Here is a 14,833-nt window from a genome sequence, read left to right as displayed (position 1 = left end):
TTCATCGCAACATCGCGAGGATGTTCGCACGAACGACCGCGCCTACCGGGTATCGATACTCTCCGGAGCCTGATGGGCCGGCGAGCCCTTGTCCAAGCACGCCGGCCAGCCGAGCCACCGACAGCGGAAGATACCCGTGATGCGCGACGAGATCATGGGGGCCGTCTGTCACCACGAGAGGCTCCCCAAGTACGGCTGCCGCCCATTGTCGTAGCGGGTTGAGCTCGAAAGCCCAGCTCGAACCACTCTCATGCGTTGCAAGCCAATAGTCCGGCCGATCTGCTCTAACGAAATGCTCGACTCGGATGCCCGGAACCGGGCCTTCCTTAAGCGACCATCGATGCCATTCTCCCGCCGAATCGTACTGTGTTGGCGCGGCCGCCCCGCTCGGTAGCGTACCGAACATTCGCCCCAACATATCCGCCCTGAGCCAGGTGATCGGCATAGAGACCTGTCGCGCAACGAGCGAAATTGACTCTTCATCATTGCCAACGATTCGCAGGACGGGCGGTACGAGGGCGGATATTGATCTGCGCGTGAGGACGAGCATCTCCAATCGGGCCGATGCATCAAGAATTGCAGCTTGCGTGGCCGGGAGCGACAATCCTGAGACGATTGCGTTAACGACACCTCCTGCTCGGTAAGCGAGTAGCTTCGGCGCTCGCGCGAATACGCAACGCCTCCTCCATCGAGCGAACGACGCGACGTCGATGAAGCCCGCTTCCATCCAGGCCCGTGTGACATGAGCCAGATTCCTCGCATCGATATCGAGGGTGCCGAGCGTTAGTTCCTTCCATTCACGCCAAGGGATGCCCGCGCGAGTCGCCGCGCGTCCAGAGATCACTCTAACGAGCCGATCGACGGTTGGTTTGACGGCTTGGAATTTGCGGGGTGTCAGATCTGGAATCATTTGCGACACGGCTTGACTCGGCAGCGCGTCGGATGCGACCTTCCCTTTCACTCGATCTCGATTCGCTGCGAATTCCGAATCTGCAGGGTCCGACTTTAGAAGAAGCTTCCGCCAACGGCGACGGGCGTTCGCAGAGTCGACACGAAATGTCGGAATGGCATCGTCGCCCCGCAGACTACCGCAGCGGCCGATGAATTTCCTACCAAGCGGTGTAACTGCCCACGCCGACTTCACCGGCTCGCTGACGAATTCTCCTACCCCGGCGCCGAGCAGAATTGGGTTCACCAACTCTACGCCATCCCGGTCACCGATCAGCGACGTCTCTTCGGAGTCCGCGGAGCCAAGATTAGAACCGTTGGACATTCCCTCGATGAGCCAAGCATCCGGGTCGTTCGGCGCCTTGAAGTTTTCGGTGACGACGGTCGAATTGAAACGAACGTCACGCTGGCGTTCGTACTCGCTCCAGGTCGCTTTCAGCACTACCAGCCCGGACCAGTCGTCCGGGGGCAGCAACCACAGACCGTTCTCGTCACGGGCCAACTCGACGACGCGGTCTTCAGCTTCCATCCATACTCGGTTGGCATCATCAGCGACCACTTTGGGCAGGACTTCTGCCAGCCCGAGCCAGCCTTCTTCGGTACGCACTCCGCCTCGAATACCAATTGCCGGAAGGGATAGCGATTCATGAAGAATCCATGTCTCTGCCAGTGTCGTTCCATGAAACGTGGACGCTGGTGCAGCTTTCAGGCCAGGGGCTCTGATCTGCGCCCAGCCGGGATACGCCGAAGGTATGTCGGTTCCATCCGAATAGATCCTGCGTGTATCGGCGAGCTTGTCTTGGCGAACTAGAGCGTAAGTCGCCGCGTCCAACTCAGAACGGCCGACCAGCTCCAGGAGACCATGAGAGCGCAGGGCAAAGGGCAATACGCCCTGATCCACTAGGGCAGATACGCGAGGCAGCCGAAGGGCTCCACTCAGCACTGCGCCGGCAATTGCGTGTAACCCTCCCGTGTCCAGTGCTCCGTCCTCGGGGACCAGCCCGAACTTCCACGGTCCGTAGGCGGTGAACAGTTCGACCGGTTGCGTGCGCGGCAGGGGCTCGTCCCTGTCGCTGGTGACGAAGAGACTTAGTATGTCCTCGGCGTCTTCTGCGAGAACTGAGTAGTGAGTGAGCGACTCTGAATGCTGGTGGCCTCGCCCCCGCAGCGCCGCATCGACTACTGCTGCCCAGAGCCGATGCGTGGAAAGCTTCTTGGACTCCGCTTCGCTTGTGGATTCCAACTTTCGCCTGAAGTCATCGAATGCGCGCTGGAATGTGACGCTAAACTGGGACCGTTGTGATGCGACCAACGACAAGGTCCGTGCGATAGGCGGTACGGCTCCCGAGAACCCGGCGTCATCGAGCAACCGCGATAAGCGTTGCTGATCCCTGCGGTCGGGAAAGGTCAGCCTGACGGTGTAGCCGATGCGCGTCAGGCCGCCGGGGTCCGGTAGCACCAGGCGCCGATACGAAACGTCGTGATTGCTGAGCCAGGTCTGGAGGTGAGTCCAGAGTATGGGGAGCATGGAGAGTGAGTTTGCGTGTAGCTCGGCAAGCTTACGCAGTCTCGCTATGAACGAGCTTTCATCGGCGAGCTCCTCCGAGGACTCCGACGCCGCCAGGCAGGTCAAAATGAGATGAGCGATGAACCTTGGACGCGTCAGCGGTGGATGCATAGGGAACCCCCGATAGTTGGATGCGTCCTCCAGCAGCCCCTTGGATCCGATTGCTCGATTCACTGCCTCGACGAAAGAGGTGCGCGCTGCGTCGGCCGTGGCCAACGGGTCGCCGGTCGCTCTGGCGAGCTCATCCGATGTTACGAGCAGCACAGCAACGGGAGGCTCATCGCAACGGTTCGAGAAAAAATGTTCCAAGAGGCGTTCATTCCAGTGCTCGATGCCCCACGAGCTCCATTCGAAGTCGTTGCCTACTGCGTCTTGTCTCATTCGATCACCGCTTCGCAAGAAACACGTGCTTCCGATGGAAAGAGAGGTACCTGCAAGTCGCTTCTGGAAAACTCTGACTAGGCCTGGAACACGCTTCGGCGAGGCCAAGTCGCTCGATCTCTCCTACGGGAAGCTCTTCTGAGAGGAGAGCACTCCCATCGTCCTCGAAAGTCAGGAGGCCGCGATCGAACAAGCGATCGGCATGTGGCGCCAAGAGCAGACCATTGGCGCCATCCAGCCGCTCGGCAGCTTCGGTACATGCACGCCATGGCTTGATGTGGCTGGCGACCAACAGCGCTGGCGACCGAACGCCGGTTAGCCAACAAGACTTGTGCTTGGACATCACGCGCAAGCGGAACTGCCCTTGGCCATGCCGCGCGAGAATGAGCTGTCGCCTTGTCGTCACGTCGAAACGCTGATCTCTTGAGATGGCCGATTCCAGTGCATTGTCTATCTGAATGATCGCATCTTGCCCTTGGGTCGCCGCGGGAATAGAACTCGCTTCGGCTGAGCGAGCGAGTATTTCGAAGATCCGAGGATCGATCTCTGCGAAGTATGCCTTCTGATTTCCATTTCCAGAGACGGGTTGAATTGGCGAGTACTTTCCGGGCAAAAGCGGCCGGAGCCGCGTGATGTGATCCTTGGGACGAACCGGTTCTTCTAACGACGTCCAATCCACCGGTAGGAGCCATCCGATCTCGCTCCACTGCCTGCCGCGCTCCTGGAATTCTGGCGGTCTTGGCGCTACTCGGGCGAAATCTTGAACGGTTCCGACATACATAATTTGGGCGAAGGCGAAGGACAGAACCCTGTCGCCTGGAGCGGCGCGCCGCATGTTCTCGTAGAACTGGCTGCGCTTCCCGTTCGCTTCAGTTTGCGGCGACCACAGATAGCTTCCAGCGACTTCTTCCTTGACCGTCTGTTTGTGGTTCACCCACCAGAAGCGCATGTCACCCCCTACTCGGAACTCAAAGCCCCGCCCCTCGTTCGAGGGTAAACCAAACCCAGTTGCATGTCCGAGTTCTTCCGCGGGACCAGACTCGTGCCCCGAATGCAAGTTCGGTCAGGCCGTGAATCGAGCGTACTCAGGAACGGAGTCAAGATCACTTCCTTCGGTTCCAGAGTACCGAGCGTCAGCGCCCGCGATAGGGCTCGCAGCCTATGCCGTCGTTGTCGCGGTCCAGATGCGGGCCGTAGCCGGGATCGCCTCTGCGCACGGGCGCGGCACCGGCTGCTCTGGCCTCGTCGCAATTCCTGAACGCGCGACTGGGGCTTGATCCGCCACCGGGGGTCAGATCATGCCGCGCTGGGGTGTTCTGCGGCGGGGGCATCGGCGATAGAGGCGGCGGTGCGCTTTGACCGCGATGGCAGTGATAGCCGCTTGATTTGCGGTCGTTGTGGCAGCCGTCCTTGTTCAATCCCCCGCCGTGGGCTTGCACCTGCGCGCTGCAGGCCAGCGCTATCCAGAACCCGACTCCGAACAGAGTTGGCCGCATGGTCGATTGCTCACAAGCAGGACTTCCTTTCTGACACGCACGAGCTGTGCCATTGAGGACACAGGGGACACACAAAGACGTCGGCAAGTCCGGGCTGCTACAGGAAATGTTGCATACAGGGTCGATGCGAGGTGTCATCCTGACGCGACATCACACGGACTTTTTCCTTCTTCATCAAAGGAAGATCCCATGAGCAAAGGACCCGGCTCGTTCGCTCCGACTCCCGGCTGCTACCAGCTTTCCGAGGATGCACACCTGGCGCTGGAGCAGACCCGCGACCGCCTGCGCCTGCTGGCGTGCCTGGCCGCGCCGCGCTCTCCGCAGGACGACCTGCCCGTGGCCGAGTTGCCGCTCAAGCCCGCGGCGCTGGCGCATTGCTTCATGGAATTGGCCGGCCAGCTCGATCACAGCCTGCGGCAGACGCATTGGTCGGGAGCCGGTCGCACGGCGGAAGCCCCGCACGCAGAACCGTCCTTGTGATTGGCCCGCGCTATGCCATCCGTGGCGGGCGGCCTTGAGCCTCGCGACTAGCCCCCGAGCGCTTCCGCAGCCGCGATCAGCTCGTTCGCCGGCCGGCCGAAGGCCCGGGCGAGGGTCTCCACCACGTCGAGCGTCGGCGATTTGCGGCCGTTCTCCAGGTCGCCCACGTAGGTGCGATGCACGCCGGCGCGGTGCGCCAGTTCTTCCTGCGTCCACCCGGCCTCGCGTCGGGCCTGGCTGACGACGCGGCCGAAGGCCTTGGTGAGCACGCGCGGGGTTCCGTTCATCGGCGAAAGGGTCCCTCCCCGTCGCCAAGACCGTCGACAGACTATAGTATGAGTTGCGCGAACCCGGCGGTTCCGGGTTGGCGGCCTTGCAGGCACGCGCGACGTATCGACCGGCAGGGATCCTGATCACGCGAGGACGACCCATGAGCAACGGACCCGCTCGACCCATCGCCACCCCCGGCTGCTACCAGCTGCCCGAGGAGGCGTACCTGGCACTGCAGCAGACCCGCGACCGCCTGCGCCTGCTGGCCTGCCTGGCCGCGCCGCGCTCCCCGCACGACGACCTGCCCGCGGCCGAGCTGTCGCTCGAGCCCGCCGCGCTGGCGCACTGCTTCCAGGAACTGGCCGATCGGCTCGATCGCAGCCTGCAGCAGATCCATTGGCCGAGCACGCCGCGGCCCGACCAGGAGACGATCCCCACACGTACGAAGAAGGTGATCCCGAGGGGCGACTGATCGCATGCAAGGTCAAGCTGTTGCGCGAGCCGAATTTGAAGGAGCGGACGCTCCCGCCGTATCGGGTGTGAGCGCCGAAGCGTAGACGGGTCGATAGGAGTGTCATGAGCCAGGACAAGGAATGCACCAGCAGGGAATGGACCCTGCTCGAAATCAGGCAAGCGGATCGCTCCGGGACGTACGTATTCGCCATCGAGCGCCGCAGCCGCGAGTGGCGCGCGGGGCCGGACACGGGTGGGCGGCTGGACCTGGCGGCGCACCTGGTGGGCGGCCCTGGGGCGGATGCGCCCGGCCGGCGGGGGCGCTTCGTCGGCAGCTTCGGCGGGTCGTACGAGGATTGCGGGACGGGCGGCGTCGTCTACGTGCTTACCGGCGGCAACATGCTGCTCGACGAGGACGTGCGCGGATTGCGCCTGGGCTCGTACCTGCAGAACGAGGTGGTGCGCTGGGTGCTGGACAAGTCGCAGCACCGCCCGGGCAGGATCAAGCCGATCCGCCTGAGCGAAGTCGATGCGCGGACCGAGGTGCAGCGGGACCGCCGCAACCGGTTCTACGAGCAGTTCGGAATCGCGTTCGACTGGGGGCCGCCGGTCGACGGGATCGCGCATGCCAGCGGCCGGTCCAGGGACGCCCTGACCACGGCCGATCTCCACTCGAAGCGCGAAGTGCACGGCGTGCGTGTGCTGGAAATGCTGCCCGGCCTGCGGGAACTGGTCGGGAAGGCATGGGACGCGAAAGCCGATGCCGCACGCGCCGACAGGGCGCGCCGCGATGGCGAGCAGGAGATTGCCGTCATGCGTAGCCAACGCAACATCGCATGGGCGGTCGCCGCGGTCGTCCTGGTGGTCGCACTGCTGGCGGCCGGTCTTGCCGGCCGCGCGTACGCACTCGGAAGCGCTACGCCGCCCGATGAGGTCGGCCTGCCCGACCTCGCCCTGATGATGGGCGCGATATGGAGGCCATGGACGACCGGCGCGGCCGAAGCGCCGGACGGGACGGAACCACCGGCGACGGGCGGAGCGCCAATGCCGGGGAGCTGACCGCAAAGCGGCGGCAGCCATCCCGGGCGGCGAGCTGGCATCATCGCGCCATGCCCGTCACCCTCGACCACCTGCGCCGCTACGCCGTCGCGCGCACGCTGTTGCGGCCGACCACGCTCATGCGCGCGATCGCGCGGCTGGGTTTCGTGCAGGCCGATCCGATCCGCGCGCCGGCCCGCGCGCAGGACCTCACCTTGCGCCACCGCGTCCGCGACTATCGCGCGGGCGACCTCGAGCGGCGCTATCCGCGCCTGGCGCTGGAAGAAGACTTCTTCGTCAACTACGGCTTCCTGCCGCGCGCGCACCAGGCGCTGATGCATCCGCGCACCGCGCGCCAGGCGTGGACGGTGGCGCGCTGGAAGCAGGCGCACGCGGTGCGGGAATTCGTGGCGGCGCGCGGCGCGGTGCATCCGCGCGAGGTCGATGCGCACTTCGCGCACGGCAAGACCACCAACTGGTTCGGCGGCTCGTCCAACGCCAGCACGCAGCTGCTCGATGGCATGCACTACCGCGGCCTGCTGCGGGTCGCGCGCCGCGAGGGCGGGACGCGGGTCTACGCCGTGCGCGAGCCCGACGCCCCGGTGGACGCCGCCGCCATCGACGCGCGCATGGACGCGCTGCTGGAGCTGGCGGTGCGCAAGTACGCGCCGCTGCCGCTCGCCAGCCTGCGGCAGCTGGTGCTGTATCTGCGCAATGCCGTGCCGCAGTGGAACGACGCGCGCGCACCAGCGCTGGCGCGCGCCAGGCAGCGTCTCGGGCAGGCGCGGGTAGCCGGTGTCGAGTGGTTCTGGCCGGCCGACGAAACCCCGGCCGGCCGGCGCTGGAAACCCGACGACTCCGTGCGGCTGCTCACGCCCTTCGACCCGATCGTCTGGGACCGCCGCCGCTTCGAGCTGCTGTGGGGCTGGCGCTACCGCTTCGAGGCCTATACGCCCGCGGCGAAGCGCAAGCTCGGCTACTACGCGCTGCCGCTGCTGTGGCGGGACCGGGTCGTCGGCTGGGGCAACCTGGCCGTCGCCGGGGGCGCGTTGGCGAGCGAGATCCGCTACGTCGACGGCCGCGCCCCGCGCGATGCGGGGTTCGAGGCCGGGCTGGAAGCCGAGCTCGCGCGGATGCGCGTCTTTCTCGGGCTCGGGGACTGATCGCTCGCGCAGCGCCCCGCGTGCCGGCGAGGCCTGGAGGATCGAGAGACGTGATCGGCTCGGTGGTCACCCACGTCGTGCCGGCGGGCAGCGCGGTCTACAGCGGCACCAAGGGCGCGGTGGACGCGATCACCGGCGTGCTCGTGCAGGAGCTGGGCCCGCGCAGGATCTGCGTCAACGCGCTGAACCCGGACATGATCGTCACCGAAGGCACGCAGGGCACGCCAGAGTCGCTCGCCGTCGCCGACAAGCAAAGGATGGCCGGAGGAGGCGCGCAACGGTGTGGCGAATCGCGATGCGCCCGCGGGATAAACGCGCGTTGAACTCCGACGCTGGTTTCGCGTGTTCCTGGGGTGAACGTTTGCCGTGGCTTCAGTGTCGGTCGTCTCTACTGCCACCGCGCTTCCGGCCTGCACCGTGCCGGTTGCCGCTCATCAGGCATGTGCCAGCCCGTTTCGCATGCCCAAGACCAAGAAGAAGGAGATCCGCATGAACAAGATCTGTTATCCCGCCGCATTGGCGGCTGCCCTGTTCGCCCCGGCCGCATTCGCGCAGAGCGCAGGAAGCGATGCCTACCGTCCCGGCCAGCAGGTGGGCGACGGCAACTGGTTCGTGGCCGGGAACGTGGGCCGCACCGACGGCGGCACCGCGGGCCGCTTCGGGACCGGCGACTTCGATTTCCTGGAAAGCAACGACGACCGTCAGACCGGCTATGGCCTGACCGGCGGCTACCGCTGGAAGCTGGGCGAGCGCTGGGGTCTCGGCGCCGAGGTCGGTTACACCGACCTGGGCAACCTGCGCGTGCGCAACGTGTTCAACGACGACCCGGTGGACCAGCGCGAGGCGAACGACGCGCTGCGCGGCTGGCTGGCGGGCGCCAACGCCCGCGTCAACCTGACCCCGGCCTGGTACCTCGGTGCGCGCGGCGGCTACTTCCGCGCTTCGGACAACAGCGCCGATTACTACGACACCATCGGCGAGGAACTCGGCATCGAGAGCGGCCGCCGCGCGGGCCGCAACAGCTGGTACGCCGGCGTCGGCACCGGCTGGAACGCGACTGAGAACTTCAGCATCGGCGTGCACTACGACTACTTCCGCGCCAAGTCGGGCACGCTCCGCGATACCGACACCGGGCAGGAGGTCGAGGGCCCCAAGCGTTCGACCGCGCTGCTCGGGCTGACCGGCGAGTACGTGTTCTGACCCGACCGCCATCGGCCGGCACGGTCGGACCTGACCCGCACACGGGCGCCCACTGGGCGCCCGTGTCCGTTTTGGGCCTCGTCCGTGGTATCGCCCGTATTGCCCGGTCCCGGGCGGCGCGGCCCGGCACTTGACAGCGGCCGGAAGATGAATAACCTTTCAGTTATCATAACTGCATGGTTATGCAATGAACGCCTCAGCCCACCTCGACGCGACCTTCCTGGCCCTGGCCGACCCTACGCGCCGCGCGATCCTGGCGCGGCTGGCGCGGGGCGAGGCGTCGGTGGCGGAACTGGCCGAGCCCTTCGAGATCAGCCAGCCGGCCATCTCCAAGCACCTGAAGATCCTCGAGCGGGCGCGGCTGGTGTCGGTGGCGCGGGAGGGGCCGCGACGGCCGCGGCGCATCGAGGCCGCGCCGCTGGCCGAGGCCAGCGGCTGGCTGGAGCGCTACCGCGACATCTGGGAGGCGAACTTCACCCGCCTCGACGCGCTGCTCGACGAACTGCAGCAGCCGAAGTCCGCGCAGGGGAAGCCGGCCAAGGGGCGCGGGCGTCGCGGCTCCCGGGCCTAGCCCCGCTTCCATCCACGCACGCTGGCCCCGCTGGCCCGCGGCGCTGCCACCCCGTCATCCACAGGAGAACAGCAATGAAGACGATGCCGAAAGCCGAAGTGAGCCTGCCCGGCGAGAGCGAGGTCAAGGTGACGCGGCAGTTCAGGGCGCCGCGCGAACTGGTGTACCAGGCCTACACCAGGCCGGAACTGGTCAAGCGCTGGATGCTGGGGCCGCCGGGCTGGGACATGCCGGTATGCGAGATGGACGTGCGCGTGGGCGGCGAGTACCGCTGGCGCTGGCGCAACCAGGCGGACGGCTCCGAGTTCGGTTTCCACGGCAGCTTCACCGAAGTGGATGCACCCGCGCGGCTGGCGCACACCCAGCACTACGACGCCGGCGACGTCGGCGGGGACATGGGCGAGGCCGCGCTGGTCGCGCTCGCGCTGTCCGAGGCGGAGGGCATCACCACGGTGACCACGGTGATCGATTTCCGCACCCGGGAAGCACGCGACGGAGCCCTCTCCACCGGCATGACCGACGGCATGGAAATGGGCTACCGGCGCCTGGACGAGCTGCTGGCGGAGCGCTCCGGCACGTAGGGTCGAGCGGAGGGGCGTTACGGAGCACCGAGGCCGGGCCCGGGCCGGCATGTGACGCAGCGTTTCCCTGTCGACGTCGACAGGGATGCTGCAATGCAGCAACAATGTCGGATGTCGTCGCTTCCCGCCGCCGCACCGGCTCCCGCCGCCCGTCTGACGCCGCGCCAGGTGGCGCTGATCCTGTTCGCGCTGGCGATGGGCGGCTTCGCCATCGGCACCAGCGAATTCGTGGTGATGGGGCTGATCCTCGAGATCGCGCGCGGACTGGGCGTCACCGAGCCGCAGGTGGGGCACGTGATCAGCGCGTACGCGCTGGGCGTGGTGGTGGGCGCGCCGTCGCTGGCGATCCTCGGCGCGCGCCTGCCGCGGCGCACGCTGCTGCTGGCGCTGATGGGGTTCTACGCGCTGGGCAACTTCGCCAGCGCGCTGTCGCCCGACTATCACGCGATGCTGGCGTTCCGCTTCATCGCCGGGCTGCCGCACGGCGCCTACTTCGGCGTGGCGGCGCTGGTGGCCGCGCACATCAGCCCGCCGGCGCAGCGCGGGCGGGCGGTGGGGCGGGTGATGCTGGGGCTGTCGGTGGCGCTACTGGTCGGCAATCCGCTGGCCACCTGGCTGGGGCAGGCGCTGGAGTGGCGCTACGCCTTCGCGCTGGTCTCGGTCATCGCGCTGGCCACGGTGGCGATGACCGCGGTGGTGCTGCCGGCGGGGCTGGGTGCGCCGCGCACCGACGCGGCGCGCGAGCTGCGCGATTTCAACCGCAGGCCGGTGTGGCTGGCGCTGGGGATCGGAGCGATCGGCTTCGCCGGCATGTTCTGCGTCTTCAGCTATCTCTCGCCGACGCTGGTGCAGGTGACGGGCGTGGGCGAGGGCTTCATCCCGCTCGGGCTGATGGCGTTCGGCGCCGGCGGCATCCTCGGCACGCTGGGCGGCGGCTGGCTGTTCGACCGCTACGGGTTCCGGGCGGCGGCGATCGTCCTGGCCTGGTCCGTGCTGCTGTTGCTGGCGTTCCCGCTGGCGGCGCTGTCGGCGTGGACGGCGCTGCCCGCGGTGGTGGCGGTGGGCACGATGGGCGCTTTGGCGCCGGTGCTGCAATCGCACCTGATGGACGTGGCGCGCGGTGCGCAGACGCTGGCCGCGGCGTCCAACCATTCCGCGTTCAACGCCGCCAACGCGCTGGGCCCGTGGCTGGGCGGAATGGCGATCACCGCCGGCTGGGGGTGGACGTCGACGGGCTACGTGGGCGCTGCCACCGCGGTCGCCGGGCTGCTGGTCTATGCGTGGGCGCGCCGGGACCTGCGGCGGAGCGGTTCGCCCGGGCAGGCGGGCCGCGCGGCCCGAACCGACTGTGTCTAGGATGGCCGTCCGGCGGCGACTCGTGTCCTACGCGCATCGGCCGCTCGCGGTCGGCGGGCGACGCGGCTGATGTAAGAGCGCGCCATGCGCGCGAAGGCCGACGCCATCGGGTGCACCGGGAGTGGCCGCCCGGCCTGCCGGAGCACGTTGTCCAGCCCAGGGCGGGTCTCAGGCGCGGCCGCGCAGCAGCCCGGCGGCACGCTCGCGCAGCGCGAGCACCGCGACCAGCAGGCAGGGCAGGAAGGTGAGCGTGACCACCGCGGAGGTGGCGATGCCGAACAGCACGATCGCGCCGAGGCCGCGGTACAGCTCGGTGCCGGCGCCCGGGATCAGCACCAGCGGCGAGAGGCCGAAGATGGTGGTGCAGGTGGACATCAGGATCGGCCGCAGCCGGGTGCGCACGGCGTCGTTCACGGCCGCCACGGTCGATGCCGCGCCTTCCTCGAGCCGCTTGTAGGTCTCGAGCACGATCAGGATCGGGTTGTTGACCACGGTGCCGAGCAGCACCAGGAAACCCAGCAGGGTGATCATGTCGAAGGACTGCTCGATCCGCCCCAGGCCGAGCGCGCCGAGCAACGCGCCCAGCCCGTTGAGCAGCGCCAGCCCGACGATGCCGCCGGCGATGCCCAGCGGCACCGTCGCCATCACGAACAGCGGCCGGCCCCAGTGGCGGAAGATCGCCACCAGCAGCAGGTACGACAGCAGCAGTGCGATGGCGAAGTTGCCGGCCACCGCCTCGCGGGTGGCGTCGAGCTGGTCGCTGGCGCCGGAGATGTCGATCGAGACGTCCGCCGGGATCTCGCCGTCGCTGCGCATCGCCGCGATCAGTTCCTCGCGCACGCGCGCCACGCCGGTCTCCAGCGCGACCGACCGCGGCGGGATGATGTTGAGGGTCACGGTGCGGCGGCCGTCGAGCCGGCGGATGCTGTCGGTGCCGGCGGACTCGCGCAGTTCGGCCAGCGCCGAGACCGGCAGCACCGCGCCGGAGGGCGTGGCGACCGGCAGGTCGCGCAGGCGGTCCAGGCGCTGCTCGCTGCCGGCGCTGCTGAACAGGAAGATGTCGACTTTGCGGTCGTCCAGGATCATCTCGTCGGCGAACGCACCGTCGCTGAGCGCCGCCACCGAATAGCCGAACCCATCCGCGTCCAGTCCCACCTCGGCCAGGCGCTCCCAGCGCGGCTGCAGTTCCAGCAGCGGCTGGTCGAGGCTGAGCGTGGAGGGGTCGGAGCCGATGCGGGCGCCGTCGAACAGCGCCTCGGCCCGCGCGAAGGCGCGTTCGGCCACCCGGTAGATCTCGGCGAGATCCGCACCGGAGATGTCGAGGTTGATGCTGCGGGTCCCGCCGTCGTTGCTGGAGATGATCGAGCCGCGCGAGGAGAACGCGCGCATGCCGGGCCAGGCGAGGAAGCGCGCGTCCAGTGCGTCCATCAGCGCGTCGATGTCGCCCGGCGCCTTCGGCTCGGCGATGATCCGCAGCCCCTGCGGGTCTACCGAGAGGTTGAAGTAGTCCAGCGCCGGCATGTCGGTGTCGCCGTCGGCGAAGCGCTCGGGTGGGTCGTCCAGGTGCGGCAGCAGGCCCTGCGTCAGCTCGCGCGCGATCGATTCCATCTCGGTGAGGTTGTAGCCGGGCGGCGCGATCATGCGCGAGAACGTCTTCGGCTCCTCGCCTTCGGGCAGGTATTCGGCCGGCGGCGTGAGCAAGACCAGTGCGAGCACTGCGGCCGCGACCGTGCCGCCCAGCACCAGCGCCCGGCGCCGCGGTCCCCGGCCGAGCCAGCCGATGCGCTCGCCGATGCGACCGAAGAGTTCCTCGCCGGGCGCGTGCTGCCGGCTGTCGTACGCGGGCGCCAGACGCGCGCTCAGGGCGGGCACCACCGTCACCGCCACGGCCATCGAGGCGAGGATCGAGGCGGAAATGGCGATCGCGACGTCCGAGTACAGTTGCCCGGCTTCTTCCTGCACGAACAGGATCGGCGCGAACACCAGCACCGTGGTCAGGGTGGAGGCCAGCACGGCCGGCCACACCCGGCTCACGCCCGCCACCGCCGCCTCGAGCCGCCGCAGTCCACGTCGCCGCGCCTGGTCGATGCTTTCCAGCACCACGATGGTGTTGTCCACCGTCATGCCGATCGCGAACGCCACCCCGGCCATCGAGATCACGTTGAGCGTGCGTCCGGCCAGCAGCAGCCCGACGAAGGCGGCGATGGTGCAGATCGGGATCGCGACCACGCCGGTCAGCGTCGAGCGCGCCGAGCGCAGGAAGGCGAACATGACCAGCGTGGCGAGCAGCGCGCCGAGGATGAGATTGCGCCAGACGTTGGCGATCGAGTCTTCGACGTAGCGTACATCGTCGCTGGTGAGAGTCATCTCCAGTCCGAGCGGCGCCAGCAGCTCTTCGTTGATCGCCTCGACCTCGGGCAGCACCGCGTACTTGATCTGGACGACGTTGGAACCCGGTTCGCGTCGCAGCGACAGGCTGAGCGCCGGCTTGCCGTTGTTGAACGACAGGTCGCGGCGCTCGAAATGGTCGAGGCGGATCTCCGCCAGGTCGGACAGCCGCACCAGCGCGCCGTCGCGTTCGGCGACGATCAGGCCGCCGATGTCGCCGGCTTCGCGGAAGCGGCCCACCGTGCGCACCAGGAAGCGCCGCTTGCCGCTGTCGAGGTCGCCGCCGGAGCTGTCGACGTTGCGCGCCCGCAGCGCATCGCGCACGTCGCGCATGCCCAGGCCGCGTTCGGCCAGGCGGTCCGGGTCCACCTCGATGCGGACCTGGCGCTCGGCGGCGCCGCCCACCTGCACCAGCGACACGCCGGCCACGCGTTCCAGCCGCGGGCGCACCTGGTCCTCGACGTAGTCGCGCATCATGTCCAGGTCGAGATCCAGCGTGCTGTCCTCGCGTGCGCCGATCCGGAAGTACATGAACGCGTTTTCGGAGAACGAGCTGGTGGTCAGTGCCGGTTCGTCGACGTTCTCCGGGTAGTCGGAGACCTGGCTGAGCGCGTTGTTGGTGCGGATCAGCGCCTCGTTGACGTCGACGCCGAACGGGAACTCGAGCTCGATGCTGGCGCGTCCGGTGCCGGCGGTGGAGACCATGCGGCGCAGGTCGGGCAGGGTGCGCAGGTACTGCTCCTGCTCGATCAGGATCTCCTTCTCGACGTCCTGCGGCGTGGCGCCGGGCCAGCGCGTGTCGACGCCGATGGTGCGCACCTCCAGGTCGGGGATCATCTGCACCGGCACCCGCAGCGCGGCGGCGATGCCCAACACGCAGAGGATCAGCACCGCGACCGCGATCAGGGTGCCGTGGCGGAGGATGCGGTCGAATCCCACCG

At 67.7% G+C, this 14,833-nt stretch carries 14 protein-coding genes; 9 read left to right on the top strand and 5 right to left on the bottom strand.

The window, feature by feature from the left end; all coding sequences use genetic code 11:
* Position 1: 1 nt before the first annotated feature.
* From H0E84_RS12535 to H0E84_RS20885, 3 genes are all read right to left on the bottom strand, one after another.
* Positions 2 to 2,896 carry a hypothetical protein gene (locus H0E84_RS12535; protein WP_180678990.1) on the bottom strand — a complete coding sequence of 965 codons (2,895 nt, stop codon included), beginning with the start codon at positions 2,894 to 2,896 and terminating at the stop codon, positions 2 to 4.
* A 4-nt stretch (positions 2,897 to 2,900) separates the two neighbouring features.
* The gene (locus tag H0E84_RS12530) at positions 2,901 to 3,845 is read right to left on the bottom strand and encodes an HNH endonuclease (RefSeq protein WP_180678989.1); all 945 of its coding nucleotides are present in this window, start codon (positions 3,843 to 3,845) and stop codon (positions 2,901 to 2,903) included.
* A gap of 184 nt (positions 3,846 to 4,029) precedes the next feature.
* Entirely contained in the window at positions 4,030 to 4,392 is a 363-nt protein-coding gene (locus H0E84_RS20885; protein WP_180678988.1) for an excalibur calcium-binding domain-containing protein, read from the bottom strand.
* A gap of 189 nt (positions 4,393 to 4,581) precedes the next feature.
* On the opposite strand from H0E84_RS20885, the gene H0E84_RS12520 reads away from it, so the two are divergent.
* A complete protein-coding gene (locus H0E84_RS12520) occupies positions 4,582 to 4,872 on the top strand; it encodes an XAC0095 family protein (RefSeq protein WP_180678987.1) in 291 nt (96 codons plus the stop codon).
* Positions 4,873 to 4,919: 47 nt separating this feature from the next.
* Here H0E84_RS12520 and H0E84_RS12515 read toward each other — a convergent pair whose 3' ends face one another.
* Positions 4,920 to 5,159 carry a helix-turn-helix domain-containing protein gene (locus H0E84_RS12515; protein ID WP_180678986.1) on the bottom strand — a complete coding sequence of 80 codons (240 nt, stop codon included), beginning with the start codon at positions 5,157 to 5,159 and terminating at the stop codon, positions 4,920 to 4,922.
* Between the two features lie 143 nt (positions 5,160 to 5,302).
* Between H0E84_RS12515 and H0E84_RS12510 the strand changes: the two genes are divergently transcribed.
* From H0E84_RS12510 to H0E84_RS12480, 8 genes are all read left to right on the top strand, one after another.
* Positions 5,303 to 5,614: an XAC0095 family protein gene (locus H0E84_RS12510; protein ID WP_180678985.1), complete on the top strand. Its 312-nt coding sequence runs from the start codon at positions 5,303 to 5,305 to the stop codon at positions 5,612 to 5,614.
* 104 nt (positions 5,615 to 5,718) lie between these two features.
* Positions 5,719 to 6,654: a hypothetical protein gene (locus H0E84_RS12505; protein ID WP_180678984.1), complete on the top strand. Its 936-nt coding sequence runs from the start codon at positions 5,719 to 5,721 to the stop codon at positions 6,652 to 6,654.
* 50 nt (positions 6,655 to 6,704) lie between these two features.
* Positions 6,705 to 7,796 (top strand): DNA glycosylase AlkZ-like family protein, encoded by a 1,092-nt coding sequence (locus H0E84_RS20225; RefSeq protein ID WP_219339728.1) that lies wholly within the window; start codon positions 6,705 to 6,707, stop codon positions 7,794 to 7,796.
* A complete protein-coding gene (locus H0E84_RS20220) occupies positions 7,793 to 8,119 on the top strand; it encodes an SDR family oxidoreductase (protein WP_219339739.1) in 327 nt (108 codons plus the stop codon). The genes H0E84_RS20225 and H0E84_RS20220 overlap by 4 nt, the downstream gene beginning before the upstream one ends.
* Before the next feature lie 136 nt (positions 8,120 to 8,255).
* Positions 8,256 to 8,996 carry an outer membrane protein gene (locus tag H0E84_RS12495; protein WP_257644207.1) on the top strand — a complete coding sequence of 247 codons (741 nt, stop codon included), beginning with the start codon at positions 8,256 to 8,258 and terminating at the stop codon, positions 8,994 to 8,996.
* A gap of 187 nt (positions 8,997 to 9,183) precedes the next feature.
* Positions 9,184 to 9,567 carry an ArsR/SmtB family transcription factor gene (locus H0E84_RS12490; RefSeq protein ID WP_180678983.1) on the top strand — a complete coding sequence of 128 codons (384 nt, stop codon included), beginning with the start codon at positions 9,184 to 9,186 and terminating at the stop codon, positions 9,565 to 9,567.
* Between the two features lie 74 nt (positions 9,568 to 9,641).
* On the top strand, positions 9,642 to 10,148 hold the full coding sequence (locus H0E84_RS12485) for an SRPBCC family protein (protein WP_180678982.1): 507 nt from the start codon (positions 9,642 to 9,644) through the stop codon (positions 10,146 to 10,148).
* Positions 10,149 to 10,259: 111 nt separating this feature from the next.
* Positions 10,260 to 11,504, top strand: coding sequence for an MFS transporter (locus tag H0E84_RS12480; RefSeq protein ID WP_180678981.1), 1,245 nt, complete (start codon positions 10,260 to 10,262; stop codon positions 11,502 to 11,504).
* A gap of 168 nt (positions 11,505 to 11,672) precedes the next feature.
* Here H0E84_RS12480 and H0E84_RS12475 read toward each other — a convergent pair whose 3' ends face one another.
* Positions 11,673 to 14,831 (bottom strand): efflux RND transporter permease subunit, encoded by a 3,159-nt coding sequence (locus H0E84_RS12475; protein ID WP_180678980.1) that lies wholly within the window; start codon positions 14,829 to 14,831, stop codon positions 11,673 to 11,675.
* Positions 14,832 to 14,833 lie beyond the last annotated feature (2 nt).

Origin of the sequence: Luteimonas salinisoli (genome assembly GCF_013425525.1) — a bacterium.
GTDB classification, from domain to species: domain Bacteria; phylum Pseudomonadota; class Gammaproteobacteria; order Xanthomonadales; family Xanthomonadaceae; genus Luteimonas; species Luteimonas salinisoli.
The sequence above is the reverse complement of the archived record's forward strand: the minus strand, read 5'-3'. Positions and strand labels throughout refer to the sequence as shown.

Bases quoted from the DNA above. Each gene is read 5' to 3' on its own strand.
- H0E84_RS12535 (WP_180678990.1), bottom strand. From the start codon at position 2,896: ATGAGACAAGACGCAGTAGGCAACGACTTCGAATGGAGCTCGTGGGGC.
- H0E84_RS12530 (WP_180678989.1), bottom strand. From the start codon at position 3,845: ATGCGCTTCTGGTGGGTGAACCACAAACAGACGGTCAAGGAAGAAGTC.
- H0E84_RS20885 (WP_180678988.1), bottom strand. From the start codon at position 4,392: ATGCGGCCAACTCTGTTCGGAGTCGGGTTCTGGATAGCGCTGGCCTGC.
- H0E84_RS12520 (WP_180678987.1), top strand. From the start codon at position 4,582: ATGAGCAAAGGACCCGGCTCGTTCGCTCCGACTCCCGGCTGCTACCAG.
- H0E84_RS12515 (WP_180678986.1), bottom strand. From the start codon at position 5,159: ATGAACGGAACCCCGCGCGTGCTCACCAAGGCCTTCGGCCGCGTCGTC.
- H0E84_RS12510 (WP_180678985.1), top strand. From the start codon at position 5,303: ATGAGCAACGGACCCGCTCGACCCATCGCCACCCCCGGCTGCTACCAG.
- H0E84_RS12505 (WP_180678984.1), top strand. From the start codon at position 5,719: ATGAGCCAGGACAAGGAATGCACCAGCAGGGAATGGACCCTGCTCGAA.
- H0E84_RS20225 (WP_219339728.1), top strand. From the start codon at position 6,705: ATGCCCGTCACCCTCGACCACCTGCGCCGCTACGCCGTCGCGCGCACG.
- H0E84_RS12495 (WP_257644207.1), top strand. From the start codon at position 8,256: ATGCCCAAGACCAAGAAGAAGGAGATCCGCATGAACAAGATCTGTTAT.
- H0E84_RS12490 (WP_180678983.1), top strand. From the start codon at position 9,184: ATGAACGCCTCAGCCCACCTCGACGCGACCTTCCTGGCCCTGGCCGAC.
- H0E84_RS12485 (WP_180678982.1), top strand. From the start codon at position 9,642: ATGAAGACGATGCCGAAAGCCGAAGTGAGCCTGCCCGGCGAGAGCGAG.
- H0E84_RS12480 (WP_180678981.1), top strand. From the start codon at position 10,260: ATGTCGTCGCTTCCCGCCGCCGCACCGGCTCCCGCCGCCCGTCTGACG.